Below are 26,250 nucleotides of genomic sequence, written 5' to 3' on the forward strand. Positions count from 1 at the left end.
TGAAACCATGCAACTGCTCGCCAGCAAAGGCAGCGAGCAGACGAAGCAGACTTACAAGCGCCATGGCGCGCCGGAGCCGATGTTTGGTGTGAAGATTGGCGATCTGAAGCCGATCGTGAAGCAGATCAAAGGTGATCAGGCACTGGCGATGCAACTTTACGACACTGGCAACTCGGACGCGATGTATCTCGCAGGGCTCGTCGCGGATGGGAGCAAGATGAAGCGTGCCGAACTGGAGCGATGGGTCAAAGGCGCGACGTGGCACATGATCTCCGGCTGTACCGTGCCGTGGGTCGCGGCCGAGCATCCAGACGCCGTCGAGATCGCGTTGAAATGGGTCGATTCACCGAAGGAACCCATCGCCGTGTCCGGCTGGGCCACGCTGTCGTCTGTCGTGAGCGTGAGACCGGATGACGAACTGCCGATCAAGCAACTCGACGCGCTGCTCACGCGCATCGTGAAAACGATTCGCACCACCCAGAACCGCGTGCGCTATGCGATGAACAACTTCGTCATCGGCTGCGGCACCTACGTGGCACCGCTGGCGGACAAAGCGATTGCCGCCGCCCGCAAGATCGGCCATGTCGAGGTGGACATGGGCCAGACCGACTGCCAAGTGCCCGATGCCGAATCGTACATTGTCAAAAGCCGCCGCGGCCTGCCGGTGGCGCCGAAACGCAAAAACACCCGCTGCTGACCCTTCATGAAGCTGATCTTTCTCGCCTCCCTCGCCCTCATCGCGCCCGTGTTCGCGCAAACCGCCGCCAGGACCAAGACGCTCGACGCGGTGGACACGCTGGCGAAGGATCTGAAGCCGTCGCGCGTCCTCGTTTACAAGAAAGTTGGCGACCGTGAACTGGAGATGCATGTCTTTGAACCGGAGGGTTTCAAAACAGGCGACAAGCGCGCCTGCTACCTGATCATCCACGGCGGCGGCTGGACGGGCGGAGCGCCGCCGCGTATGTATCCCTTCGCCGCGCATTATGCGAAGCTGGGGCTTGTCGGCATCAGCCTGCAGTATCGCCTGAACAGCACAAAGACCGGAGTGACGGTGTTCGATTGCGTGAAGGACGCACGCTCCGCCGTGCGCTACATCCGTGCGCATGCCTCCGAGCTTGGCATCGATCCGCAGAAGATCATCGTGAGCGGTGGTTCCGCCGGCGGTCATCTGGCCGCGGCCACGGCCCTCTTCGACAAGGTGAACGAAGACAGCGATGATCTGGCGGTTTCAGCCACGCCCGATGCACTCGTGCTGCTGTTCCCGGTCATCGACACCTCGAAGCAAGGCTACGGCCAGGCGAAGATCGGAGAGCGCTGGCAGGAACTCTCGCCCGTTCATAACGTGCGCGCCAGTCTGCCGCCCACGCTCATCTTCCACGGCACGGGCGACACCGTGACCCCCTTCGCCGGCGCCAAGGCCTTCCACAACGCCATGCTCAAGGCCGGCAACCGCTGCGAGCTCGACATCAACGAAGGCGGTGTTCATGGCTACCTCATGCGCAAGAAGGAACTTTTCGACGACACGATGACGAAGACGGATGCGTTCCTGAAGTCGCTCGGGTTGCTCGACTGATCATTCGCCGATCCACACCGGTGTTCCTTCCGGCACGAGGTCGTAGAGTTCGATCACATCCTGATTGCGCAGCCGCACACAGCCATGGCTTGCAGGACGTCCGATGCTCTGCTCGTCGTTCGTACCGTGGATGTAGATGTAGCGCTCGTAGGTGTTTGAGTTGTGCGGCTCCAGTCCCTGCAGCCAGAGAATGCGGGTGAGGACGAAATCCGTTTTGGTGTCCATTCCTGGCTCCCAATGTCCCACGGGTTTCCGAGCTTTGAAAATTGTCCCGCGTTCGGCGTCCTCGCCATGCTTTTCCTTCACGACGAACCGCCCCAACGGCGTCTTGTTGCTGCCCTCGGTGAACCCGATGCCAAACTTTGATGTCGAGCACGGCCATTCGCGAACAAGGCGCTCGCCATCCCACAAACGCAGCCGCTGCGTCCCGATGCTGACTTCGATTTGTGGGCGTGTGTGAGCCATGCCGCAGTCTACCCACTCGACGTTTCATCTCCAGTCATCGTTTGCCCCGGATGAAGGCGGTTCTTTGCCTGCAATTTGGCTTTGTCAGAAGCCCAAAGCCATGTCACTAAAGACCGCCCGACCCCCCAGGCAGCACCGTTCTCACCCCTCGCCCTCATCATTCCATGACTTTTGTTGCTCTGCTGAATCGCTGTCTGGCCAAAGTGAACCGCCAGCTCATCAAAACGAGGTCGCCGATCATTCTGGGAGACGACTGGGTTTTGGACATCCGGCGCTATCTTGGAGAACGCGCCACCGGTGCCGTGCTGGATGTGGGCGCCAATTGCGGACAGACCACCAAGCGTCTCGCGAATGCCTTTCCCCATCTGCCCGTCCACTGCTTGGAGCCCAATCAGGATCTCCATCCGAAGATCAAGGAGCGTGTGAACTTCCACAAAGACCTCCATGTGCATCGTTGCGGCGCTGGTGCCGAGGATACGGAGATGCCCTTTTTCAAGAGCACCAAGCATGAGTCGAATTCCTTCCATCAGGACTGGAGTCATCGCCATGGCACCGCCACCGACACCGAGATGGTTCCCGTGCACCGCCTCGACACCTTCTGCGCGCAGAACGGCATGGAAACGGTGAGCGTGCTCAAGATCAACGCCGAGGGATTTGACTTCAAGGTGCTGGAGGGAGCCATCGGCCTGCTCCAGGCGAAAAAAATTCTCTCCGTCTATGTCGAAGTGTCCTTTGGCAAGGAAGCGGAGGAATCCGGCCGCTGCGGCGACTACCTCAACTTCATGGAGAAGCAGGGCTACAAGTTCATCGGAGTGTATCAAGTCGCCCGCGCCAAGGAAGGCCACATCAAGTGGGGCAACCTGCTGTTTGGAGCCTGAGCGATTTAGGTGAGGCCAAGAAGCGCGTCGTATCTCATTCGATCCTCGTCACTGAAGCAACAGAAGATCACACTCTGCGTCGTTCCCGGCGACTTCATAAACTCCTGCACCGTCTCCACCGCAATCCGCGCCGCCTGATCGGCCGGAAAACCGTACACGCCGGTCGATATGCATGGGAAGGCGATGCTCTGCAGGTGGTTTTCCGCCGCGAGCTTCAGTGAGTTTGCATAGCATGCTCGTAGCAGTCCCGGCTCGCCGTGGACGCCGCCATGCCACACCGGACCGACCGTGTGAATGACGTGCCGAGCCTTGAGCTTGTAGCCCTTGGTGATCTTCGCCTCGCCGGTGGGGCAGCCGTTCAGCGTCATGCACTCGCGAACGAGTTCAGGTCCCGCCGCACGATGAATCGCCCCGTCCACCCCGCCTCCACCCATCAGCGAGGTGTTGGCAGCGTTCACAATCGCATCGACATCGAGGGTGGTGATGTCCGCACAGATGGCCTCCAAGGTGGTCATGGGGAATTCTCGCGACGCCGGGCAGCCCGGGCAAGGGACTTTCCCGGCCTTGCATCCCGTCCGGTTGCCCTTACTATCGCGGCCCTTTTTCAACCACCCCCTAACCTGACACCATGAGCACCCTGAAGAACGTCGCCATCGTTGGAGCCACGGGCGCTGTGGGCGCGGAGATGATCCGCTGCCTCGAACAGCGTCAGTTCCCCGTCGGCCAGCTTACCCTCCTCGCCTCCGCACGCAGCGCCGGGAAGAAGCTGAAGTTCAAGGGTGAGGACGTCACCATCCAAGAGCTGACGCCGGATTCCTTCCAAGGCATTGACATCGCACTGTTCAGCGCCGGCGGCGGCATCTCGCGTGATTTTGCCCCGCACGCCGTGAAGGCGGGCGCTGTGGTGGTGGACAACTCCTCCTATTTCCGCCAGGACCCGAACACACCGCTGGTGGTGCCGGAAATCAACGCCGCCGATGTGAAGTCGCACAAGGGCATCATCGCGAACCCGAACTGCACCACGGCGATCTCGCTGATGGCGCTGTATCCGCTGCATCAGGCCTTCGGCGTGAAGCGCATCTTTGCCTCCAGCTATCAGGCCGTCTCCGGCACCGGCGCGCAGGCCATCGAAGAGCTGGCGAACCAGTCCCGCGAGTGGGCCTCACAAAACCGCGCCTGGGACGCTGCGAAGCTCGACAGCAAGCCGCACGTCTATCCGCATCAGATCGCCTTCAACGCCATCCCGCATGTCGATTCGTTCCTCGACACAGGCTACACGAAGGAAGAGATGAAGATGGAGAACGAAGGCCGCAAGATCATGCATCACCCGGACTTCCGCGCCTCGGTGACTTGCGTGCGCATTCCTGTCTTCCGTGCGCACAGCATCGCCATCAGCGCCGAGTTTGAAAAGCCCGTCACGGTCGAAGCTGCGCGTGAAGTTCTCTCGAAAGCTCCCGGCCTCGACGTGCTCGACGATCCGGCCAACAAGCAGTATCCGCTCGCCCTCGACATCGCAGGCCGCGACAACTGCGCCGTCGGCCGCATCCGCATGGATTGCGCGCTGGACAATGGCCTCGCCTTCTGGGTCGTCGGTGACCAGCTCCTCAAGGGCGCGGCGCTGAACGCCGTGCAGATCGCCGAGTGCCTTCTGTAAGGCGTCTTCAAAACTCAATCGCAAAGGGTGGAGCCGAGAGGTTTCGCCCTTTTATTTTGGCGGGTCCAATCAGCAGCGCTCTCAAAGCCCCAGCAGTTCCCGCATCCGTTCCTTCGGAATGTCGCCGACCTCACGTCCGGTCTCTCGGCCGGACTTGTAGGCGATGAAGGCAGGAATGGGACCCACGCCGTGCTCGCGGGCAAGCTTCGGGTCTTCATCGATATTGATGCGAATCACAAGCGCCTTTCCCTTCGTCTCACGCGAGAATTCATCGACCGTGGGGCTGACGGCGCGGCACGGCGGGCACCAGTCGGCATAGAACTCCACAAGCACCGGCACCTTCGCTGCGCGCACGGCGGACAGTGGGGACACACTGCCCACGGTGGAACCCGGGCGGTTCATGTCGAACACGATCCACCCCGCGTACAGAAAGAACGCGCCGGCAATCCAAAGGGGGATGTTGTTCTTGTTCACGCGGTACCATCCGGTCACATGCCTGGATCGCAAGCATCATCACATCGTGAATGCGATCGAGGAACTCCCTTTCGGCATCTTCAGGCAGACCAGAGTCGCACTCTTCTCACGACACCATGTTGCCGGCTTCAGCTTGAGCCGGGTATCGACCTCGGTGAGAGACTCGGGCGTCCCGATGCCCGCTGGAAGTGCGAGGGTGAACTCCTCGCACGCGAACGGTGCATGGAACGTGACGATCCGCTTGTTCGGATCGAACTCGATGCGTGTGAGCTCCTTCGCCGCCCAGTAGCGGGCAATCTCGCTGAGCTTCATCCAGTGCAGATGATCGAAGGTGGTGTGCAGCCGCTTCACGACCTCTTGGAAGATTTCGAAACCGATTTCGAGACCGTTCCAGTAAATGCCAGTCCAGTGGCACACGATGATCGCCGGTTCGCCACGCTGGGTCACTTCTACCAGCCGCCCTGCTTTGCCATCCTCCGTGATGAAGGCGTCCGCGCCCTTCGGTGTCACGCAATCCCAGCCGCCGGTCCAATCTCCCGTGCAGCCAATCACGTGGACGACGCAGCGCGGATCGTCCGAATCAAGTCCGCTCGCGTTCTGCACGATGGGTGCGACGCTTTGATCGCCGCTGGCGAAGAGATCGCGAAAGTAGTGCGGGATTTCGGCATTGAAGACGCTGCGGCAGGATTCGAACGTCGCCTGCGCGAGCTGCGGACGCGCCTTGCTGCCGAATCCACCGGGCGTGGTGAGGCCTTCGCACGACAGACCGATGTTTTTCAAAATCGTGAGCGCATAGCTCATGTAGTCGGCGATCTCATCGGCGCTGCGTCCGTTGCACCAGTCCCAGTTCTCCATGTAGCGCGGGCTGATCTCGGGATACGGATGACCGGTCTTCGTGTCGATGATGCGCGTGTGCGTGATCATCTCCGGATGGATGTCCCAGTTTGGCGTGATGCGTTCGCGCACGAGCTTGATGCTGTTCTCCAGCTCCTTTTGCGTCCAGCCGGGGATCACGCGGTCCAGTCGACCCACACAGGCGGGAAACGGCACGATGCTGTATTTGCCTTTCACGCCGTTTGCATCGGCCCAGTCGGCAAACTTCTGCACAAAGCTGTCGGGAATCTCATCGGGCCAGCTTTTCCACGGATAGTGGTCGTATTTGCCCGGATTCACCACCGCGAACTGCGGGATGGCGAACTTGTTCAGGTTCACGAGGCAGGTCGAATCATCGATGATGATGCTCACCGGCACCCGCCCCCGCGGATTAAGCACCTTCACCGCCGCATCCTGCTTCGGCCGGTCACCAGGCACCTGGCCGAGCAATTGCGAGCCGAGGGCAAGGGCGGACGTTTCGAGGAACCGGCGGCGGGAGGTCAGACTCTGAGCGTTCATGGGCCTGATACGTTGGACGGCGCAGCGGTCTTCGTCATGGCTCGCTGCCGGTCCACAGATTGAGACACTGCAAAGGGATCGCCCCTGTTTTCGTTCCAGTCGCCGGCCTTGGTTTCTTTGATTGCGTGACGGATCTCCTCCCACAGACGGGAGAACTCGGGAGGGAAGACGTTGCTGCAGGAGACCTCATGGTCACGATTCCGGGCTTTCATCCACAGAAATGCCTGACCGCCGTCATTGAGGTTGTTCTGATACCGGCTTGCGAGCTTGCGGCATTTTTGAAGTGCCACGCTTCGCAAGATGGAGGAAGCCAGGGAAGAATTGTGGACACGAAAGAACCGCCAGCGGCCGTTTCTCGGGGGTGTCTCCAAGACTACTTCAACATCTCCACCCGAGTCCACGGACACCGAGTCGTAACCATGCATGCCTGAGCCATAAGCAATGACCATGTGCTCGACAGCCTCTCCGGCCAATGGGTCCCCTGACAAACGCTCGCGCACATTTCCATGAGATGTGTCCGGAAAGCCAAGGAGGGGAGGTGCGCGACCTATGTCAGGGCTGGCCAATGGATGCGAAGAGCAGGAGGCCAGCATGCAAACCAAGGCTGCGCATAGGCCCGAAGAAACTGGGGCAAGCATTCGGCATCTTGTCCTGAGCTGAACTTCTGTCGAACCCAAACGCTCTTGAACCCGAACGTCCGATTCCCCCCAGTTTTCGACCTTGAAACCACCCCCCAGACCGGTAAAGAACTCGCCCGCGCGCCTGGCCGCATCTGGCGCTTTCTTCAACACCCCCTAAGCTCCCCAGCCCAATCTCATGAACAAAGCCCTCCTCGCCCAAGCCGCCAATGAAGCCCGTGGTCTCGCCATGGATGCGGTCCACAAATGCTCCTCCGGCCACCTTGGCCTGCCCCTCGGTGCCGCCGAAATCGGCGCCGTGCTCTTCGGCCAGGCCCTCCAGTGCGATCCCGCCGATCCGAAATGGCTGAACCGCGACCGTTTCATCCTCTCCGCCGGTCACGGCTCCATGTTCATCTACGGCTGGCTGCACCTCAGCGGCTACGCGGTGTCGATCGAAGACGTCGCCAACTTCCGCGTGCTGCATTCCATCACACCGGGACATCCGGAGTTTCATGAAACACCGGGCGTCGAGTCCACCACCGGCCCGCTCGGCCAGGGCGTGGGCAATGCGGTCGGCTATGCGCTTTCCGGCAAGATGGCCGCGGCGAAGTACAACACTGCGGAGCACAAGATCATCGACAATCACATCATCGCCCTCGCCGGCGACGGCTGCCTTCAGGAAGGCGTGGCGCGTGAGGCCGTGGCCTTCGCGGCACACAACAAGCTCGATAACCTGATCCTGGTTTACGACTCCAACGATGTGACGCTCGATGCGATGGCCAAGGTCACGCAGAGCGAGGACGTGGCGGCGCTCTATACCGCCATCGGCTGGGAGGCGGTGACCATCGACGGTCATGATCTGGACGCCGTCCTCGGCGCGATCGAAAACGCGAAGAAGAGCGACAACGGCAAGCCAAAGATCATCATCGCCAAGACCATCATCGGCAAAGGCATCCCTGAAGTCGCCGGCACGGCCAAGGGCCACGGCGAAGGCGGTGCCAAATTCGTCGATGCGGCGAAGAAAGGCCTCGGCATCCCTGAAGGCACCCACTTCTACGTCAGCGACGAGGTGAAGGCCTACTTCGCCGATCTGAAGGCCAAGCGCGCCGCGATCCACGGCGAATGGAACAACGTCTTCCTGGCCTGGAGCGCCGCAAATCCTGGATTGGCAAAGGAACTCGACGCCGCCCGCAACGGCAGCCTCTGTGCCGATGAACTGCTCAAGGCGATTCCGGAATTCCCTGCCGAAGGCAAGGCCGCCACGCGCAACAGCGGTGGTGAAATCCTCAACCACATTGCCAAGGTCGTGCCGAATCTCGTGACCGGCAGCGCGGACCTCTTCGGATCCACGAAGAACTACATCAAGGACGGCGGCGATTTCTCCGCGGAGAACCCGACCGGCCGCAACATCTGGTTCGGCATCCGCGAGCACGCCATGGGAGCGATCTGCAACGGCATCGCCTATGACGGTCTTTTCCTCGCCAGCGGTGCCACGTTCCTCGTGTTTGCCGACTACTGCCGCCCGAGCATCCGCCTCGCCGCGCTCGCCAAACTGCCTGTCACCTACATCTTCACGCACGACTCGGTCGGCGTCGGTGAAGATGGTCCGACCCATCAGCCGGTGGAAACCGTCAGTGGCCTGCGCGTGATCCCGAATCTCGATGTCATCCGTCCCGGCGACGCTGAAGAAGCCGCCGCCGCCTTCGCCGCGGCCTTCAGTCGCGCCGACGGCCCCACGCTGCTTGCTCTGAGCCGCCAGGACCTGCCGCATCAAGGAGTCGCCACCGCTGCCACCCGCCGCGAGGGCACGCTCAAGGGTGGTTACATTCTGGTGAAGGAATCCGCACCGCTGGAAGCCATCGTCATCGCCACCGGGTCTGAAGTGCAATGGGCGGTGCAAGGCGTCCAAGGCAAGCCCGGCGTCCGTGTCGTCAGCATGCCGTGCTTCGAACGATTTGACCGCCAGAGCGCCGAGTACCGAGAATCCGTTCTTCCCGCCGCCTGCACGAAGCGCATCGCCATCGAAGCCGGCGTCTCCGGTCTCTGGTGGAAATACGTCGGCACGCAGGGGCAGATCATCGCCATCGACCGCTTCGGCATGAGCGCTCCCGGCAACACCGTCTTCAAGGAACTCGGCATCACCGCCGAAGCTGTCGCGCAGGCGCTGGCTTGATCCGAGTCCACAGACTCCCTCAGACGGCCTCCCCTGCAAAAGCACGGGAGGCCTTTTGTTTGCCGATCGTCAGCGCAGGGTGGTCCACGATGGCAAATGACACAGCATTTGTGCTATCACGACGACCGTGCCACTCATGCCGGACGTAGGTGTTTCGGAACTTCTGTAGGTGATTCGTTGCAGGCTGCGTCCGGACACATCCCCATTCATGGAATCTGAGACCGAGAACAACCACGAAAGCGACGAGGCCCTCATGCAAAAGGTTGCCGACGGCGACGAACGCGCCTTCGCGGAACTGTACGACCGGTTTTCGGCACCTCTCTTCAGCCTGATGCGGCAGATGCTCGATGATGTGCAGGAGGCCGAGGATCTGCTTCAGGACGGCTTCGTGAACCTCTGGGACAAGGCGGCGAACTACGATCCCGGCAAGGGCAGGGCCTTCTCGTGGGCGATGATGATCTTCCGCCACAAGGCCATCGATCGTATCCGCGCACGTGGCAGGCAGACGCGCCTGATCGAGCAGGCGGCCAATGAGCCGACGCGCTGGTCCGGCAGCGCCGGTCCGCGGTCGGACGACGCCGCTGATGATCAAGACCGCGCGTCTCTCGCCCGCAATGCCCTGACGGCACTGCCATCTGAGCAGCGTCGTCTGATCGAACTGGCCTTCCTCAAAGGACTCACCCATCAAGGCATCGCGGAAGCACTTGGAATGCCGCTGGGCACCGTGAAGACCGGCATCCGCCGCGGACTGCTACGCCTGCGCGAGGCGTTGAAGCGTGGCACGGGCTAGGTCCAAACTTCAACGGCAGGACTAACCACGCGACTTCACGCCGATGGCCTTGCCGATGCGGCTGACGACACGATGAGCCATGTCATAGGCGCGCGCTGCACGCGGCGAGTAGTTTTTGCGCGACGTGATGATCAGCGCCTGACACCCCGAGCGGGAAATCATGTCTTCATGGTGAGATCCCGGCTCTGCATGCATGAAGTCGCCGGCGCGCAGAACACGGCCGTCAATGGTGGCGTCGCCTGAAAGAATGTACACATCTTCTTCCCCGGCATGATCGTGTGGCGGGAAGGTCGCGCCGGCATCACATGATAGCATGATGACCGAATAGTCCGGCGAGGCGGTGGAAAGCTCGCGGATGCGCACGCCGCGATACGGTGTAGCCATCCACGGCATATCGCCGACGGCACGTATCATCGCAGAGGCATGCGCGGGAACCGGTTTTGTCTCTGACTGGATTTTCTGCGAACGGATGGTGGCGAGAACGCGTTCCTTCACTCTCGCCGACGGCACCGCATCGGGCAGGGCGGCGAGGGTGACAGACGCCACCACATCACGATACTCGGCCGCCAGCGCCGCAGCACGGCTGTTCGGGCTGCCCAGGCAAGCCTCAAACTGGGCGCGCTCTTCACTGTCGAGAGTCCCCAGCGCATGACGCAGCGCCAGATCATCGAGGATGTCCTCGGGAGTCGGTGATGGTTCGTCGCTCATGATGGGTGGGGATTGGGGGACGTCTTTTTCCGCTCGGTCAGTCAAGCCTGGCCAGGGTTGCTCTACCGCGCTGTTTGGTTTCAGGATCATCCTTGTCGGTGTCAGGCATGGCTAGGCCTTTTTTCAGAAGCCTTGACGCCTCTGTCTTCCGTCCCATCAGCGCGTAGGTGCGACCAAGTTCGATCACGTGAATCAGGCGGTGGGGATTAAGTGAGGCAGCCTTCTCGAAGCACTCCACCGCCTCGTCATAAGAGGCCGCAGGCAGGCCGCCATAAATGACCAAAGCCACGCCGCGTGTGACGCCGCTGATCTGTGCGAGTTCCTGATGCCAGCGGCCGAGGAGATGCCATGCATAGTCGTTTTTGGGATCAAGCTGCACCGCTCTCTCAGCGGCGGTCTTGATGCGGCGGGATGCCTCCACTCCTTCTCTGTTCCCCACCAGCGGGGTCAGTTTCCCAAGGCAGATGGCCAGAGCCAGATGAGACTCGCATTTATTCGGGGCGAGCTTCACCGCACGTTCCGCGTAGGCGATTGCCTTTCGGCCGGACTGAAGTCGGGCGGATTTCGAAGACTGCTCAGCCATCAGGTAAACATGCTGCCGTGCAATTTTCACCAGCAGGGCTGCATTGTCCGGTTCCAGCTTCTCAGCCGGCGCATAGTATTTCAGCGCCGCCTCCGGCTTGAACTGCGCGTCGTAAACGTCGCCCTGCTTCACCATTTCGGCAAAGCCTCCGAACGCGCATCCGGCGCCCACCTGCAATGCAGCGATGATGCCCCCGGTTCTCATGGCTTCGTGAAGCGATAATGCGAAACGATCCATTCCTCGCCTCCGTGATAGCCCCACAACTCGGCGCAGGCGAGGAAGAACAGGCGCCACCAAACCCACCAGCGCGTGACGTTTTCATGTCCGTAGGTTTCGGCAAAGAGCGGCAGAATCTCCGCCTTGTGCGCGTCCATGTTCGCCAGCCAGGCCTCGCTCGTGCGCGAATAGTGCATGCCGCTCACGCACCAATGATCCTCGATCTTCAAATGATCCTGAAAATAGAGAAGCAGGTCGTCGCTGGGCATCTGCCCGCCGGTGAAGAAGTACTTCGCCATCCAGTCGTCATCGCTGCGCACCTCATAGTGGTAGGCGTATTCCCGGTGCGTGAAGATGTGCACAAACAGCTTTCCTTGCGGCTTGAGCCAGGTGGAGATGCGACGCAGCAGTTCCTGGTAGTTCTTCATGTGCTCGAACATCTCCACCGACACACAACGGTCGAAGACCCCCTCTCCCACGCCTTCGAAATGAATCATGTTCGCAGTTATGACCGTGAGGTTCTTCAACCCGCGCGCCGCCGCCTCGGCGTCGATGAACTGCTTCTGGGTACGTGAATTCGAGACGCTGGTGATCTGCGCGTTCGGATAATGCTCCGCCATCCACAGTGAAAGAGAACCCCAGCCACAACCGAGCTCAAGAATGCGCTGACCATCCTGCAACTCCGCCCTCTCGCAGGTCAGTTCCAGCATCGCGGCCTCGGATTGCTCCAAGGTGGTTGAATCGTCAGCCCAGAAGCCGCTGCTGTACTTCAAATGCTTCCCAAGCACGAGCTGGTAGAAGCGCGTGGGCACCTCGTAGTGCTGCTCGTTTGCCTCGTCCGTGGCGATCGCCACGGGCATCTGCTTCAGCTCCTGCACGTGCCGCATCAAAGCGAAACGCTGCGCGGCGACCGTGGGTCGTTTGTTCTCGCGCAATGTTTCGGTGAGACGCTGGCGAATGCCGAGGCGGATCATCGCATCCGGCAGGATGTTCTTGGCGAGGATGGTGTTTATGGCGCTCATGACTGTGTATGTTCCGATTTTCGATGAGGACTGGATTCAGCTTTTCCGAAACCACGGCACAAAGGCGCTCGTGGTGCGTTGATACTCGCGGTAGGCATCGCCCTTTGACTTCACAGCGCACTCCTCCGTGAGCGGAATGCCAGTGACGCGAAGGAGGAAGTAGAGAATCGAGGTCGGCGCATAGACCGTGACCCACCCCCATGGGGAGCCGCAGGCGAACAGCCAGAATCCCCACCACACCAAGGACTCAAAGAAATAATTGGGATGCCGCGAATAGCGCCAGAGTCCGATCTGACAAACTTTCCCCCTGCTCTGCGGATCGGATTTGAACCGCTGCATCTGCGCGTCGCTGAACGCCTCGCCAACGATGCCGATCAACCAGACACCGAGGCCGGCCCACTCAACGGTTCCAATCGTCGGAGATGAATTCAGGCAGGCCAGAAGCAACGGAACTGACAGGAGCACGATGAGCAGGGCCTGCGCCTGGAAGAAAAAGAAAAAGTTCCGAGCGAGGCTTCCCTTCCAGCTCTGCCTCAGGACCTCGTAACGCACATCCTCTTGCGGATGATGTCTTTTCACGCGGAAGAACAGATAGGTCCCCAGCCTCAGGCTCCAAACCATCGCCATCCCTGCGACGATCACTTTTCGCAGCGGAAAACCGTCACCGAGCAACGCATACATCGGCGCCAGCCACGCCGGCGCGTAAGACCACGTCACATCGACAAAGCTAAAGTTTTCAAGCTTCAAACTGAGCAGCCACGTCAGGGCAAACAGCGTGAACGCGATGACCGCTCCGAGACCGGTCAAAAACCAGAAATCATGCGTCATGAGGTATGAGGTTGAGGCGGTTGGCAAGCTTCTCGACCAAAGGCCGGCTGATGAAATAGACAGTGCCCAGCAGCAGTGGCGCGATCAGCAGCCAGACCACCACGGCGTAAAGTCCGATCATGCCGAAGTCCTGCATAAATCGTCCGGGATCGGCAAAGAAACGCTCCGTGAGCATCGGGATCGAGAGCGTCACATGCTCGGCACCAAACAAATCCTCCCCTGCACGCATGAAGAGCAGGATGGTGCCGAGATGCACCGGATAGCTCAGCTCACGGAACACCTGCAGCACAGGCTGATTGAGCTTCAGCGGAATGCCCACTGCAAGTGAGACGATCGTGGTCATGCCAAGCAGAGGGAACACACCCGTTGTGACGCCAAAAGCCATCGCCTGTGCAATCTTCGACGGCGATGTTCCCTGCGTGAGCTGGGTGATCACCGGGTTCACCACCCAGCGCCGCCAAAGAGATTCACGCTGGACGTTTTCACTCATGGCTGGCGGAGAAGAACGTCCTCCACACGTGCAGTCGGGGGCACGCGGAAGAGCTGGATGAGCATGTAGACCGCCATCACGATGTTCCCAAGCAGCAGGATGCCCAGCAGCCAGCCGAAACGGGCCGGCCACGTGCGCTCCTTGTAAAACACCCAGCAGTAAAAGGTCAAAAACGCCCAGTAGGTGTCGAACAAAGTCGCGATAAACCAAGGATGACCACCCACCGCGGCTGGAATGTCCCACAACGCGCAATTCATCGAGGCCCAGCTTGTCACACTGAGCATGGAAACGAGCACTACGACAAACAGGCAGCGCAGGAACACGATCATGGCAGTCAGAAGTTACGATGAAGCGTGGTATTGTTCGGCCGGGTGTAAACCGCTTGCACCACGCTGATGTTCCGCATGCCGAAGGCTGCCTCGCAGTACTGCAGGTAGTAGTTCCATTTGCGGATGAAGCGCTCATCAAAGCCCTGTGCCTTCACGTCCGCGAGCTTCGCGTTGAAACGCTCGAACCACAGCCGCAGTGTCTTCGCATACGAAGCGCCGAGATCTTCCAGACCGTGCATGAACAGATCGCTCGTGCGGTTTATCGCCTCGTTCACGCGACCGACGCTAAGCAGCAAAGAGCCGGGGAAGATGTGTTTCTGAATCCAGTCTACGCCTTTACGCAGGTCTTTGTGCTGGCAGTCAGCGACCGTGATCATTTGGAATGCGAGCAGGCCGTCCGGCTTCAAAACTTCCGCGCATTTGGCGAAGTAGGTCTCAAGATACTTGTCACCGACAGCCTCCAGCATCTCGATTGAAGCAATCTTATCGAACTGGCCGGTGATGTGGCGGTAATCCTGCAGGCGGATTTCGATTTGATCCGACAAACCTTCGCGTGCGACGCGCTCGGTGGCGTATTTGTGCTGCTCCTGCGAAATGGTGACGGCAGTGACATGCACACCGTGGTGTTTTGCCGCGTGAAAGGAGAATCCGCCCCAACCGCAGCCGATTTCGAGCACGTGGTCTCCCGGCTTGAGTTGCAGTTTCTGGCACAGCGCCTCGTATTTCGACGCCTGCGCCTCCGCCAATGGCTGACCCGGATGTTCAAAGCGAGCCGAGGAGTAGGTCATCGTCTCGTCGAGCCAGAGCGAGTAGAAGTCGTTTCCAAGGTCATAGTGCTCGGAGATGTTCCGCCGGCTGGTGGTGACGCTGTTCGGCCGCAGCAGGTGCTGGATGCGATTCACGAAGTTGAGGAAGTTCACAAACGCCACCTTCCCTGACGAACTGCGTGAGCCGAGCGCCTTCGACAGGTTGAGAATGAACCATGCAATCACATCCGCGATGCTGTCCGTGTCCCAGTCGCCATCGACATAGGACTCGCCAAAGCCGATGTTGCCGTAGAGCGCGCAACGCTTGAAGAACTCGATGTTGCGAACACGGATCTCCGCAGTGACTTCCGCCCCCGGCGCACCGAACACACGCATGCGACCGTCCGGCCACGTCATGCGCATGCCGCCATGCACGAAAGGCTTGAAGCTTTGCAGCACGAGCCATTCGTAGAATCCAGGTTTCGCCGTCGCACTGGCGACTGGCACGGAGACTTCGTCGAGGATGAGTGACGTGTTCATGATTTTGCTGATGCGATGGAATGATGCGGCCGCAGGACATCCTGCTGCAATTCGGGCCCGTCTGCCTTGCGGAACCAGGGAACACGCTTGAGCCACAGCCGCAGCGCGTGCCAGTGGATCAGAAAAATCACACGCAGCGTGAGCAGCGGATACTTCACCGCGCAGGAGAGCAGCGCGCCGTCTGTGAGGGCGCGCCTCGCGCCGGTGAGCGTGGTCACGAGCACTTTTTCGCCAGCCTTCTCATCATCGACCTCGATGTGCAGCCTCTCGTCCGGGAGGCGCAGATGAAATTTGAAATTCAAATCCAGTTCAGAGAACGGCGACACATAGAAGTGCTTCGGCGTCACCAGGAAAAATCCGCCGTCAGCCGCCAATTCCTGCAGCACATAAATTTTCTGCTCCTGAAAAGTGTTCGTCACCTGCGCGACGGCGCATACCGGTGATCCATCTGCTGCAAAGCAGTAGAAGAACGTCACCGGATTGAAGACGTAGCCAAGCACGCGTGGAAACGCGAGCATCTTGATCATGGCGATTCGCGACACATCCACGCCGCTCTTTTCAAGCCGCGAGAGAACGCCTGCCTTCACGTCCGCATGCTCGCCACCGACATGATCGCGGTCATAAAAGGAGAACAGATTGAACCGGTTCCGGCTGAAGAGAAGCAGGCTGCGATCGGAGCAGGTGATGGCATCGAGATCGACCCACAAATAAAACACGCGATACTTAAATCCGTGGCGTCGAGGCTGCAGACGCTGATGCATCACGGTACATTCGAAGATGGCGGAAGAATCAGGCATCACCACGGCTCCCTCCCGAGCAAATCGCGGCACAAGGCCACTGCGGAGCCGAAGGCGTCCTCGTGGAAACCGTAGCGGAAGTAGCTGCCGCAAAAGTAGGTCGTCTGATCGCGCGAAAGTCGGTTCAGCTCCGGCAGGCGCTTCTGCGCGTCGATGGCTGCCATGTCGAAGAGCGGATGCTCGTAGGCGATGCGCTTGATCACCTTGTCCTCGGCGATCTCATCGGCTGCGTTGATCGAAACGAAGTAGTTCGTGGTGTCGGAAACGCCCTGGAGGCTGTTCATCCAGTAATGCGTGCTCGGTTCGACGCCGCCGCCCGTCGTCGGTTTGATGCGGTAGTTCCACGAGGCCCAGCAGCGCTTCGTTTTCGGCATGAAGCGTTCGTCAGTGTGCAACGTTGCCGTGTTCGGCTGGTAGTGGAAGCAGCCGAGCAGTTCCCGCTCCAGCTCGGTCGGATCGGCAATCATGCGCAGCGTCTGGTCGGCGTGGCTGGCGAAGATGACCTTATCGAAGACACCGGCCTCCCCCTCACGCGTGAACACCTTCACGCCCGCATCACTACGCTCGACGCGAATCACCGGTGAACCGAGGCGAATGCGCTCTTTGAAGGGCGCGGTGAGTTTTTTTACATACGACTTCGCGCCGTTGGTCACTGTCCACCATGGATGCTGCGTATGCAGTCCGAGGAAACCGTGATTGTGCCAGAAGCGCAGCAACGTCAGCGCCGGAAAGGAAAGCATGAGCTCCGGCGGCGTTGACCACACTGCCGACGACATCGGGATGACGTAGAGATTGAGAAAATCCTCGCCGTAGTCGCGGGCGATGACGTACTCTCCCAGCGTCATGCGCGCATACCGCGGATCGTCGAGCGCGGCGACGGCCTCGGCGTTGAAGCTGTTGATGCGCGACAGGAACTTCCAAAAGCGAGGACTGAGCAGGTTGCGACGCTGACCGAAGAGATGATTCAGCGACGTGCCGTTGTATTCGATGCCGCTTTGCAGATGCGACACGCTGAACGACATCGACGTCGGCTTCGTCTCCACTTCGAGCTCCTTGAACAAACGCGTGAGCAATGGGTAGGTCACGTGATTGAAGACCATGAACCCCGTGTCCACCGGCAGCTCACGTCCGGCCTCGACGACATTCACGGTGTTGGTGTGGCCGCCGGCGTAATCGTTCTGCTCGAAGATCGTGAGATCGAAATGCGGATGCAGGAAGTGTGCACAGCCGAGCCCTGCCACCCCGGTTCCGATGATCGCGAGCGAGGAACGTTTCATGCACCCGGATGATCTGAATGTTTAAGCTGCCGTGCCTCACGATACACGCTGGCGGGAACCACCTTCAGGTCCCAGATCAGGCCGACCCAGGACAGCATTTTGAGGAGATAGTAGGACACATCGATCTCCCACCAGTAGAAGCCCTGCCGCGCAGCGCCGGCATAGCGATGATGGTTGTTGTGCCAGCCTTCGCCGAGCGTAATCAATGCCAGCAACAGGCTGTTGCGGCTGTCGTCCGATGTTTTGAACCGCTTGGAGCCGAAGACGTGCGCCAGCGAGTTGATGAAGAATGTCGCATGCAGAAGAACCACAGTGCTGATGAAGAAGCCCCACACGAACAACTGAGGCCCGTTCGTCCCAAGACCGGGGACGTATCGCTCCATAAGAGCTCCCGCACCCCAGAGAAACGCCCCATAGACCAGCGGCACGATCTGATCGTGACGATTCAGAAACACCAGCTCGGGGAACTGTTCCAGATCACGCACACGGCTGTAGTCCGTGGGAAAATTCTTCGCGCTCGTCAGCCAGCCGATGTGTGACCAAAGAAAGCCACGCACTCGCGGCGAATGCGCATCCGTCTCCTCATCGGAATGCTGGTGATGGTGCCTGTGCACTGATGCCCACCAGAGCGGTCCCCGCTGGCAGGAGGTGTTTCCCAAAACGGCGAATACAAACTGCATCCAGCGCGAAGTGCGATAGCTGCGATGGGAAAAGTAGCGATGATAAAACGCGGTGACCGCAAACATGCGCACTGCATACAGCACCAACGCAGCCATCAATGCCGCCCAGCTAAACCCCACCCAGAGGACTGCAAAGCAGCCCAGATGCAGAATGATGAAAGGCACGCATCGCTTCCAATCGATTCCGTCCTTCAAGTCGCGAACTGCGTTCCATCCCGGCGGCCGGTAATCGGAATCGAGCCACTGCCGCAACATCACCAGAACGTGTCCCGGCAGGGTGGATTTTCGCGGCATGGCGACTGTGGTCTCGATTCTCACGCTCTCTACTGCGCCTGACCTGATTCAGTGGATTCAAAAAAAACGCCGAATCGCGTCATGCGGCGAAACTTTCGAAACAAACGGAGGCGGCTGCACCTGATGACTGCCGCCGTGCCACGGACTCAGGCGGCCCGTCCCTCCAAAAACCACGTCGTCACACGCCCCTTGCCTTTGATCTCGATCTCACCGCGCTCGCGGAAGTCGAACTTGCCGCACAGACGTCGCCAGGTCGTCTCCGTCACCTGGATGGAGTTGATCTCGCAGCTCGATTCCATGCGACTGGCGGTGTTTACCGTGTCACCCCACAAGTCATAGAGAAATTTTTTCCGGCCGATGACGCCGGCCACCACCGGACCGGTTGCAATGCCAATGCGGATGTTCAACGGCGTGCCGTCCGGACCGTGAATGCCGCGAACCTCGTTTAGCATCGCCAGCGCCATGCCCGCCACATCTTCAGCATGGCTTTCCGTGGGGTTCGGCAGTCCGCCGGCCAGCATGTAGGCGTCTCCGACGGTTTTGATCTTCTCCAGTCCAAAGCGGTCCACCAATGCGTCGAAGCGCGTGAAGACCTCGTCCATCAGTTGGAGGATCTCCGCAGGTGACATCTTCTCTGACATGGGCGTGAAGCCTACGAGGTCAGCGAAGAGCACGGTCACATCATGAAAGCCGTCTGCGATGCTCTGCGGATCATCCTTCAGCCGCCGGGCGATCTGCTCCGGCAGAATGTTGAGCAGCAGCCGGTCGGCGCGTTCGTGCTCGTGGATCGCCTGCAGTTCCGCTCGCCGCGCCGTGGTGCGCAGCACCAGCGTCACGACCAGCGCGAGAATCAGCGCACCGAAGGAGATGAGCACCTCCATGGCGACACGCACGTCATGTCGCATCACCGGCACCAGCGGATCATTGCGTTCGCGCAGCCACATCATGACTCCAAACACCAGCAAAGAGGCGCCGACGACGAGCCACATGCGCCCGCGCTCCTCCTCCGGGAACATCGCCATCGATGCCGCGGCGATGACGATGACAAAAAGGTGCGCCGGCGCGAATCCGCCGAAGATGAATGTGGAACTCAGCACATAGAGCAGGGCGACCAACACCGACGCCAACCGCGCCGCCGCATGGTGACGGTGCAGGTTCAGCCATACCGGTGCCAGGAACAGAATAGCTCCCACGCCGCGTGCGGAAATGATCGCCGCCTCAAGGGCGTTTGTGCGGCCCCAGTCCGTGACGACAGGCATTTCAAGGAACCAGAACACCACCGCGCATGACAACCCAGCCAATGCCGTCAGGTTGCAGAAGCGCACATGCTTGGCCTCCGACGCGCTCATGGTGGCGGGCACGCCTGCATCCGCAATGCGTTCGAGGATCCGAGCCAGGCGGTTCATGGCGGCGAGTGTGAGCGGGGGTTGCCTCAGAAACCAGATAAATTTCCATCTGTGGCATCAAACCGGCGAACCAGACCCGTCTAGAGATCGATGCTGCGCATGCGCTCGGCGCAGCGCTCAGGCCGCGTGCTGTTGATGTAGGTGCCGCTGCCGAGTTCAAAACCGGCGAGCTGTGTGATCCGGGGAACGATGGCCAGGTACCAGTGGAAGCAGCTTGAAGACATCTCGCCCAAGGGTCCGGAGCGGATGGTGATGTTGAAGTCAGGATCGCCTGCAGCGATCTTCAAACGACGCAACAGGCGGCCGAGCATGCCCGACAGTTCCTCGATCTCCTCATCATTGATCGCATCAAAGGAGGACTCATGCTTGCGCGGAAATACCCACATGTGGAAAGGCGACAGAGAGGCATAGGGCATGAAGGCCACAAACGAGGAGCCGGCCTCCAGGATGCGCTCTTCGGCGAGCAGTTCCTCATGCACCACCGCGCAGTACAAACAGCCGCCGTTCAATTCATGAAAGCGGCGCGCCTCCTGCAGGCGTGTGCACACCTGCGCGGACAACACCGGAGCCGCGGTGATCTGCGAGTGCGAGTGCTCCAGCGAACTCCCCGCGCGCTGGCCATGATTTTTGAAAATGACAATGCTCTCCACACCCGGCATGGCACGCAGCGCCTGATAGCGCTCACGATACATGCGCAGGATCAGGCTCAGATGCGACGGTTCTATTTCGCCGAGGTCAAGATCGTGACGCGGATGCTCCACCACCACTTCATGCGCACCGGCGGCAGCCATCGAACGAAACGTGCCGTTCACCTTCCGTCGCAGATCGTCCGTGGCACTGAACACTCCAAACTTGTTGGGAACCACGCGCACCAGCCAGGAACCGTCCACCGCCGCCGAACGCGCGATCTCGGGCGGCGTCAGAGCTTCGTTGCCGGTGCAAAACGGACAGTCGTCACGATGCGGCATGCGCGGCGAATGCTCCGACACTTTGCGATGAAAATCATCCGGTCGCAGCGCCCGGTCCGGAGCCATGATGACCCAGTCGAGGGTGATGGGGTTGAAACGCATTTCAGACATGGCGGCACCATGCTAACGAGTCCGACAGGAATAGCTGGCACAAAAAAGCCGCGCAGGTTGGATTGCGCGGCTTTTCGTGGGGTTTTAAGCGGGCAAGAGATTACTTCGCCGCCTTCTTGAGGGCTTCGGCCTTGTTGGTCAGTTCCCAGGTGATTTCCGGGTCGTTGATCTTGCCGAAGTGGCCGTAGTTGGTGGTCTTCGAGTAGATCGGACGAAGCAGGTTGAGCCGCTTGACGATGTCGGCCGGCTTGAAGGAGAAAACCTTCAGAACGGCGTCGAGGATCTTGGCATCGCTGATGGTGCCGGTGCCGAAGGTGTCGATGTGAACGCTCACGGGAAGCGGATGACCGATGGCGTAGGCTAACTGCACTTCGCACAGCTCAGTGTAGCGGTTCCGCTACATAGAAAAAAACGTTCCCTGCATTGACTCCAGTCCGGCCTCTTTGCTAGGGTCATCCACGATTAACCATAATCTCGAAGAGATCCCATCCATGAACTTCTTCGTTTCGCCACTCTTACGCGTCTTGCTCGCAGCCACGCTGATTCTCGCTACTGTCAGCCCCACGCGTGGTGCCACACTCGTCTTCGGGGACTCCTCCTACAATCTAGATTCCGTTGAGGGATCCTCTGGCGCCAGCGGCGGGGGGCTAATCGGGAGTTTTAACGTCACTGAGCAGCTTCAGATCGTCTCCGCGGACTTGGCGGTGCAGGGGCTGGTCGCCGGGAGTGTCATCACCGGCGTGCGCACGCGGATCAATAGTGGCAATGGCATGGTGGGGGATCGTAGTATCAGCGACTTCGAGATTACACTGGCGCAGGCGGCCAATGCCATCGGCAGCATGTCCACGACCTTCGCCGACAACATGCTAGATCCCGTCTTAGTGCATGACGGGGCGTTTAGTTTCTTCGATGCACAGATGCCTGAGGGGAGTACGCCGAATGCGTTCGGCCAGTTGGTTTCTTTTGACACTCCCTACACCTATCAGGGTGGCGATCTGGTCTTCATGTTCTCGAGGCCGTCAGTCACTGGAGGGAGTGGTATAAGCACTGACCATCATTTCCTTGGTGACGGCACCATTGTCCGCCGCCTTTACGGCGGCACTTTTCATGCCGCCACCGGAAGCTTGGACACCGGCTTCGCGGTGCTCCAGCTCGAATTCTCGTCGGTACCCGAGCCGTCGCGTGCACTGCTGCTCATGGTTGGCTTGCTGGGCACGGGCTTGCTGCGAAAGCGAGTTCGGCCCCTGGTGGAATCCAGAGAAGATTTCACGTAACCACAAAAAAGCCGCGCAGGTTGGGTTGCGCGGCTTTTCGTGGGGTTTTAAGCGGGCAAGAGATTACTTCGCGGCCTTCTTGAGGGCCTCGGCCTTGTTGGTCAGCTCCCAGGTGATTTCCGGGTCGTTGATCTTGCCGAAGTGGCCGTAGTTGGTGGTCTTCGAGTAGATCGGGCGGAGCAGGTTGAGCTGCTTGACGATGTCGGCCGGCTTGAAAGAGAAGACCTTGAGGACGGCGTCGAGGATCTTGTCATCGCTGATGGTGCCGGTGCCGAAGGTGTCGATGTGAACGCTCACCGGAAGCGGATGACCGATGGCGTAGGCGAACTGGACTTCGCACTTCGAAGCGAGACCGGCGGCGACGACGTTCTTGGCGACCCAGCGGCCCATGTAGGCGGCGCTGCGGTCCACTTTGGACGGATCTTTGCCGGAGAAGGCACCACCACCGTGACGGCCCATGCCGCCGTAGGTGTCGACGATGATCTTGCGTCCGGTCAGGCCGCTGTCGCCCTGCGGACCGCCGATGACGAACTTGCCGGTTGGGTTGATGAGATACTCGGTGTCCTTGGTGAGCATGTTCTTCGGCAGGACCTTCTTGATGACCTGCTCGATGCAGAACTTCTCGATCTCGGCGTGGCTCACGTCCGCAGCGTGCTGCGTGGAGATGACGACGTTCACGATGCGGGTGGGCTTGCCATCGACGTATTCGACGGACACCTGGCTCTTTGCGTCGGGACGCAGCCATTTGGCGAGCTTGCCGGCCTTGCGGATGCGAGTCAGCTCACGGCCGAGGCGATGCGCGAACATGATCGGAGCTGGCATGAGCTCCGGCGTTTCGTCGCAGGCATAACCAAACATGATGCCTTGGTCACCAGCGCCTTGTTCAGCGGTCTTTTTGCCTTCAGCGGCAGCGGTGTCCACACCCTGTGCGATGTCGGGGCTCTGGATGGTAAGGTAGTTGTTGATGAAGATCTGGTCGGCGTGGAAGACGTCGTCCACGTTGGTGTAACCGATGCCGCGGACCGCGTCACGAATGACCTGGCCGACGTTGATGACTTCGTCGATGGGCTTGGTGGTGCCGAGCTTCTTGTTCTGGAGCTTCGGGATGGTGATTTCACCACCGACGACAACGATGTTGCTCTTCACGAAGGTCTCGCAGGCGACGCGGCTCTTGGAGTCGATCTTGAGGCAGGCGTCGAGGATGGCGTCGGAAATCGTATCGGAAACTTTGTCAGGATGGCCTTCGCCGACGGATTCGGACGAGAAGATGTAGCTGCGGGACATGGTGGTGGTCGTTTGGGTTATATGGACGAATCATGATTTGATGATGCGTCCGGAGGGCGGGGAGAGTATTCCCCAAATCGGGGGCGTCAATCCGGATTTCTCACCTCTACAGGTGCACTCTGGATAGACTCAGGAGGATTGTGCCCGATAAGGCCCCCTCCAGTCGGCGTTTGAACCCGTGTCATGCGCCTCCAACTGCTTCTCCTCTCGATTTTCGCCTGCACCAGCCTTGCGGCAGACAAGCCAAACGTCCTCATGGTGCTCATCGATGACATGGGCTGGGGTGATTTCTCCTGCTTCGGCAGTCAGGAAGCAAAGACGCCGAACGTCGATCGCATGGCCGCAGAAGGCATTCGCTTCACGCAGTTCTACGTGAACTCGCCCATCTGCTCGCCCTCGCGGTGTGCGCTGACGACCGGGCAGTATCCGCAGCGCTGGAAGATCACGTCGTATCTGAACAACCGCGCCGACAACGAGCGCCGCGGCGTCGCGCAGTGGCTCGACCTGAAGGCGCCCACGTTTGCGCGCATCCTGCATGACCATGGCTATGCCACCGGGCACTTCGGCAAATGGCACCTCGGAGGCCAGCGCGACGTCGATGACGCGCCGCCGATCACCGCCTATGGCTTCGACGAGTCGCTCACCAACTTCGAAGGCATGGGCGCCAAGCTTCTGCCGCTCACCCTGAAACCCGGCGACACCGAACCCAAAAAAATCTGGGCGGACGCCGTGCGGCTCGGCGAACCCGCAACGTGGATGCTGCGCTCGAAGATCACCGGCGGTTTCATCGACGCCGCGATTCCGTTCATCGACAAAGCCGTCGCCGCGAAGAAGTCGTTCTTCGTCAATCTCTGGCCCGATGACGTCCACGGACCGTGGTGGCCGCCGGTGGACAAATGGGCCGAGGGCAAACGCGGGCTCTACCTTGCGGTTTTGGAAGAAATGGACCGTCAGTTTGGCAAGCTTTTCGACCACATCCGCAACACTCCAGAACTGCGCGACAACACACTCGTTCTCATCTGCTCCGACAACGGCCCCGAACCTGGCGCAGGCAGTGCCGGTCCCTTCCGCGGTTCGAAGACCACGCTGTATGAAGGCGGCACGCGTTCTCCGCTCGTCGTGTGGGGCCCCGGTTTGATCGACAAGGGCAAAGCGGGCACACAGAACGAGAAGTCGGTCTTCGCCGCCTTCGATCTCGCGCCTTCGCTGCTGTCGATCCTGAACATCGAAGCGAAGGACGTCGCGTTCGATGGCGAAAACATCGCCCCTGCCCTTCTAGGCAAAGATGAAGTCTCTCGCCAGGCGCCCATCTTCTGGCGTCGTCCGCCGGACCGCAAAACCGTGTCGCCCACGCTGCCCGAGCGCATGCCAGACCTCGCCATGCGGGAAGACACGTGGAAGTTCCTCTGCGAATACGACGGCACCAAGCCCAAGCTCTATGATCTGACCTACGACAGATCGGAAGTCACCAACGTCGCCGATAAGAATCCCGAGATCGTCGCACGCATGACAAAAGCCGTGCTCGCCTGGCACCAGTCCATGCCGCAGGACAACGGCCCCGCCCTTGGCACCCAGACTCTCAAACCAAAGGGCAAGGAAGCAAAAGGAAAGCCGTAACCGGCTGCCAGGGGCAGTCCGGCGAGATCGTGGAAGGTGACAGGACAAAAAAGAGTCGCTCGAACGCAGCAAAATGACTCTTCCGGGCGCAACACGGGCTTCGGGGTGAATTTCCTCTAGCCAGCCGGAAGAATGCCGCTAGGATGCGCGCCCCTTTCCCCCGACCATGACCGAATCGAAAAACATCCTCCGCCTTGGACTGCCCAAAGGCAGCCTGCAGGAGCCGACGCTTGAATTGTTCAAGCGTGCGGGGTTCAATATCGTCGTTTCCTCCCGTTCCTACCGTCCATCAGTGGATGATGAGGAGCTCGAACTCCGCCTGTTGCGGGCCCAGGAAATCGGACGCTACGTCGATCATGGGTTCCTCGACTGCGGCATCACCGGCCGCGACTGGATCGTGGAAAACGGCGCCGACGTCGAGGTCATCACCGACCTGCGTTACAGCAAGGCCACCTCCTGGCCCACGCGCTGGGTGCTGGTGGTGCCGAACGACTCCCCGGTGAAAACGGTGAAGGATCTCGAGGGCAAGCGCATTGCCACGGAAGCGGTGGGTCTCACCCAGCGCTACCTCGAAAAACACGGCGTGAAGGCCGAAGTCGAATTCAGCTGGGGCGCCACGGAAGTGAAGGTGCCGGAGATGGTGGACGCCATTGTGGACATCACCGAGACCGGCTCCTCCCTGCGCGCGAACAAGCTGCGCATCGTGGACACGCTGATGGAAAGCTACCCCCAATTTGTCTCCAGCAAACCTGCCGCCCGTGATGAATGGAAACGGCAGAAGATGGAGACGCTCGTGCTGCTGCTCAAAGGCGCGCTCGAGGCCCGCCACAAGGTCGGCCTCAAGATGAACGTGCCCACCAAGCATCTGCAGGAGGTGGTGGACTGTCTGCCATCGCAGCGCTCACCCACGGTTTCGACGCTCGCCAGCCAGGAATGGGTGGCCGTGGAAACCGTCATTGACGAAGCCACCGTGCGGGTAATCATCCCGCGGCTGAAGTCACTGGGGGCCGAGGGTATTGTGGAATACCCGCTGAACAAAGTCGTCCACTAGATCAACGCCA

The 26,250-nt window shown here is 60.1% G+C and carries 26 protein-coding genes and 1 pseudogene; 9 read left to right on the plus strand and 18 right to left on the minus strand.

Annotated features, from left to right (window positions below):
- Positions 1 to 7: 7 nt before the first annotated feature.
- Together KDL09_RS06995 and KDL09_RS07000 are read left to right on the plus strand one after the other, a co-directional pair.
- Positions 8 to 697 (plus strand): DNA alkylation repair protein, encoded by a 690-nt coding sequence (locus KDL09_RS06995; protein WP_294383097.1) that lies wholly within the window; start codon positions 8 to 10, stop codon positions 695 to 697.
- Positions 698 to 703: 6 nt separating this feature from the next.
- The gene (locus KDL09_RS07000) at positions 704 to 1,573 is read left to right on the plus strand and encodes an alpha/beta hydrolase (protein ID WP_294383099.1); all 870 of its coding nucleotides are present in this window, start codon (positions 704 to 706) and stop codon (positions 1,571 to 1,573) included.
- On the opposite strand, the gene KDL09_RS07005 is transcribed toward KDL09_RS07000, so the two are convergent.
- A complete protein-coding gene (locus KDL09_RS07005) occupies positions 1,574 to 2,038 on the minus strand; it encodes a L,D-transpeptidase (protein ID WP_294383101.1) in 465 nt (154 codons plus the stop codon).
- A gap of 164 nt (positions 2,039 to 2,202) precedes the next feature.
- Between KDL09_RS07005 and KDL09_RS07010 the strand changes: the two genes are divergently transcribed.
- The gene (locus KDL09_RS07010; RefSeq protein ID WP_294383103.1) at positions 2,203 to 2,916 is read left to right on the plus strand and encodes an FkbM family methyltransferase; all 714 of its coding nucleotides are present in this window, start codon (positions 2,203 to 2,205) and stop codon (positions 2,914 to 2,916) included.
- 5 nt (positions 2,917 to 2,921) lie between these two features.
- On the opposite strand, the gene KDL09_RS07015 is transcribed toward KDL09_RS07010, so the two are convergent.
- The gene (locus KDL09_RS07015) at positions 2,922 to 3,431 is read right to left on the minus strand and encodes an O-acetyl-ADP-ribose deacetylase (protein WP_294383105.1); all 510 of its coding nucleotides are present in this window, start codon (positions 3,429 to 3,431) and stop codon (positions 2,922 to 2,924) included.
- Positions 3,432 to 3,544: 113 nt separating this feature from the next.
- Between KDL09_RS07015 and KDL09_RS07020 the strand changes: the two genes are divergently transcribed.
- The gene (locus tag KDL09_RS07020) at positions 3,545 to 4,570 is read left to right on the plus strand and encodes an aspartate-semialdehyde dehydrogenase (protein WP_294383108.1); all 1,026 of its coding nucleotides are present in this window, start codon (positions 3,545 to 3,547) and stop codon (positions 4,568 to 4,570) included.
- Positions 4,571 to 4,651: 81 nt separating this feature from the next.
- Here KDL09_RS07020 and KDL09_RS07025 read toward each other — a convergent pair whose 3' ends face one another.
- Positions 4,652 to 5,044 (minus strand): thioredoxin family protein, encoded by a 393-nt coding sequence (locus KDL09_RS07025; RefSeq protein ID WP_294383110.1) that lies wholly within the window; start codon positions 5,042 to 5,044, stop codon positions 4,652 to 4,654.
- A 39-nt stretch (positions 5,045 to 5,083) separates the two neighbouring features.
- On the minus strand, positions 5,084 to 6,436 hold the full coding sequence (locus tag KDL09_RS07030) for a hypothetical protein (protein ID WP_294383113.1): 1,353 nt from the start codon (positions 6,434 to 6,436) through the stop codon (positions 5,084 to 5,086).
- Positions 6,437 to 7,252: 816 nt separating this feature from the next.
- On the opposite strand from KDL09_RS07030, the gene tkt reads away from it, so the two are divergent.
- Positions 7,253 to 9,229, plus strand: coding sequence for a transketolase (gene tkt, locus KDL09_RS07035; protein ID WP_294383115.1), 1,977 nt, complete (start codon positions 7,253 to 7,255; stop codon positions 9,227 to 9,229).
- Between the two features lie 208 nt (positions 9,230 to 9,437).
- Positions 9,438 to 10,019, plus strand: coding sequence for a sigma-70 family RNA polymerase sigma factor (locus KDL09_RS07040; RefSeq protein ID WP_294383117.1), 582 nt, complete (start codon positions 9,438 to 9,440; stop codon positions 10,017 to 10,019).
- Positions 10,020 to 10,040: 21 nt separating this feature from the next.
- Here KDL09_RS07040 and KDL09_RS07045 read toward each other — a convergent pair whose 3' ends face one another.
- From KDL09_RS07045 to KDL09_RS07105, 13 genes and pseudogenes are all read right to left on the minus strand, one after another.
- Positions 10,041 to 10,727: a cupin domain-containing protein gene (locus KDL09_RS07045; RefSeq protein WP_294383118.1), complete on the minus strand. Its 687-nt coding sequence runs from the start codon at positions 10,725 to 10,727 to the stop codon at positions 10,041 to 10,043.
- A 37-nt stretch (positions 10,728 to 10,764) separates the two neighbouring features.
- Entirely contained in the window at positions 10,765 to 11,514 is a 750-nt protein-coding gene (locus KDL09_RS07050) for a hypothetical protein (protein ID WP_294383120.1), read from the minus strand.
- A complete protein-coding gene (locus KDL09_RS07055; protein WP_294383121.1) occupies positions 11,511 to 12,548 on the minus strand; it encodes a cyclopropane-fatty-acyl-phospholipid synthase family protein in 1,038 nt (345 codons plus the stop codon). Before KDL09_RS07055 ends, KDL09_RS07050 begins: the two co-directional genes overlap by 4 nt.
- A gap of 36 nt (positions 12,549 to 12,584) precedes the next feature.
- Complete coding sequence (locus KDL09_RS07060; protein WP_294383123.1) at positions 12,585 to 13,376, minus strand: DUF1295 domain-containing protein; 792 nt, start codon at positions 13,374 to 13,376, stop codon at positions 12,585 to 12,587.
- The gene (locus KDL09_RS07065) at positions 13,366 to 13,866 is read right to left on the minus strand and encodes a DUF2062 domain-containing protein (RefSeq protein ID WP_294383125.1); all 501 of its coding nucleotides are present in this window, start codon (positions 13,864 to 13,866) and stop codon (positions 13,366 to 13,368) included. The genes KDL09_RS07060 and KDL09_RS07065 overlap by 11 nt, the downstream gene beginning before the upstream one ends.
- Positions 13,863 to 14,195 carry a DUF1475 family protein gene (locus KDL09_RS07070; RefSeq protein ID WP_294383126.1) on the minus strand — a complete coding sequence of 111 codons (333 nt, stop codon included), beginning with the start codon at positions 14,193 to 14,195 and terminating at the stop codon, positions 13,863 to 13,865. Before KDL09_RS07070 ends, KDL09_RS07065 begins: the two co-directional genes overlap by 4 nt.
- A 5-nt stretch (positions 14,196 to 14,200) precedes the next feature.
- A complete protein-coding gene (locus tag KDL09_RS07075) occupies positions 14,201 to 15,481 on the minus strand; it encodes a cyclopropane-fatty-acyl-phospholipid synthase family protein (protein WP_294383127.1) in 1,281 nt (426 codons plus the stop codon).
- Positions 15,478 to 16,278 (minus strand): DUF1365 domain-containing protein, encoded by an 801-nt coding sequence (locus tag KDL09_RS07080; RefSeq protein WP_294383129.1) that lies wholly within the window; start codon positions 16,276 to 16,278, stop codon positions 15,478 to 15,480. The genes KDL09_RS07075 and KDL09_RS07080 overlap by 4 nt, the downstream gene beginning before the upstream one ends.
- Positions 16,278 to 17,555, minus strand: a complete 1,278-nt coding sequence (locus tag KDL09_RS07085) for an FAD-dependent oxidoreductase (RefSeq protein ID WP_294383131.1) — start codon at positions 17,553 to 17,555, stop codon at positions 16,278 to 16,280. The genes KDL09_RS07080 and KDL09_RS07085 overlap by 1 nt, the downstream gene beginning before the upstream one ends.
- Positions 17,552 to 18,529: an acyl-CoA desaturase gene (locus KDL09_RS07090; RefSeq protein WP_294383133.1), complete on the minus strand. Its 978-nt coding sequence runs from the start codon at positions 18,527 to 18,529 to the stop codon at positions 17,552 to 17,554. Before KDL09_RS07090 ends, KDL09_RS07085 begins: the two co-directional genes overlap by 4 nt.
- Positions 18,530 to 18,675: 146 nt before the next feature.
- On the minus strand, positions 18,676 to 19,935 hold the full coding sequence (locus KDL09_RS07095) for an adenylate/guanylate cyclase domain-containing protein (protein ID WP_294383136.1): 1,260 nt from the start codon (positions 19,933 to 19,935) through the stop codon (positions 18,676 to 18,678).
- 80 nt (positions 19,936 to 20,015) lie between these two features.
- Positions 20,016 to 21,014: a DUF4931 domain-containing protein gene (locus KDL09_RS07100; protein ID WP_294383137.1), complete on the minus strand. Its 999-nt coding sequence runs from the start codon at positions 21,012 to 21,014 to the stop codon at positions 20,016 to 20,018.
- Positions 21,015 to 21,114: 100 nt separating this feature from the next.
- Positions 21,115 to 21,390: pseudogene (locus tag KDL09_RS07105) on the minus strand (methionine adenosyltransferase domain-containing protein); the annotation flags it as partial.
- A gap of 115 nt (positions 21,391 to 21,505) precedes the next feature.
- On the opposite strand from KDL09_RS07105, the gene KDL09_RS07110 reads away from it, so the two are divergent.
- Entirely contained in the window at positions 21,506 to 22,288 is a 783-nt protein-coding gene (locus KDL09_RS07110) for a PEP-CTERM sorting domain-containing protein (protein WP_294383139.1), read from the plus strand.
- Between the two features lie 63 nt (positions 22,289 to 22,351).
- Here the strand turns inward: KDL09_RS07110 and metK are convergent, their stop codons facing one another.
- Positions 22,352 to 23,572, minus strand: coding sequence for a methionine adenosyltransferase (gene metK, locus KDL09_RS07115; RefSeq protein WP_294383141.1), 1,221 nt, complete (start codon positions 23,570 to 23,572; stop codon positions 22,352 to 22,354).
- Between the two features lie 183 nt (positions 23,573 to 23,755).
- On the opposite strand from metK, the gene KDL09_RS07120 reads away from it, so the two are divergent.
- Positions 23,756 to 25,189 (plus strand): sulfatase-like hydrolase/transferase, encoded by a 1,434-nt coding sequence (locus KDL09_RS07120; protein WP_294383143.1) that lies wholly within the window; start codon positions 23,756 to 23,758, stop codon positions 25,187 to 25,189.
- Positions 25,190 to 25,355: 166 nt separating this feature from the next.
- Positions 25,356 to 26,240 (plus strand): ATP phosphoribosyltransferase, encoded by an 885-nt coding sequence (gene hisG, locus KDL09_RS07125; RefSeq protein WP_294383144.1) that lies wholly within the window; start codon positions 25,356 to 25,358, stop codon positions 26,238 to 26,240.
- The last annotated feature ends 10 nt before the right edge of the window (positions 26,241 to 26,250 follow it).

Origin of the sequence: Prosthecobacter sp. (assembly GCF_020439865.1) — a bacterium.
GTDB lineage: Bacteria > Verrucomicrobiota > Verrucomicrobiia > Verrucomicrobiales > Verrucomicrobiaceae > Prosthecobacter.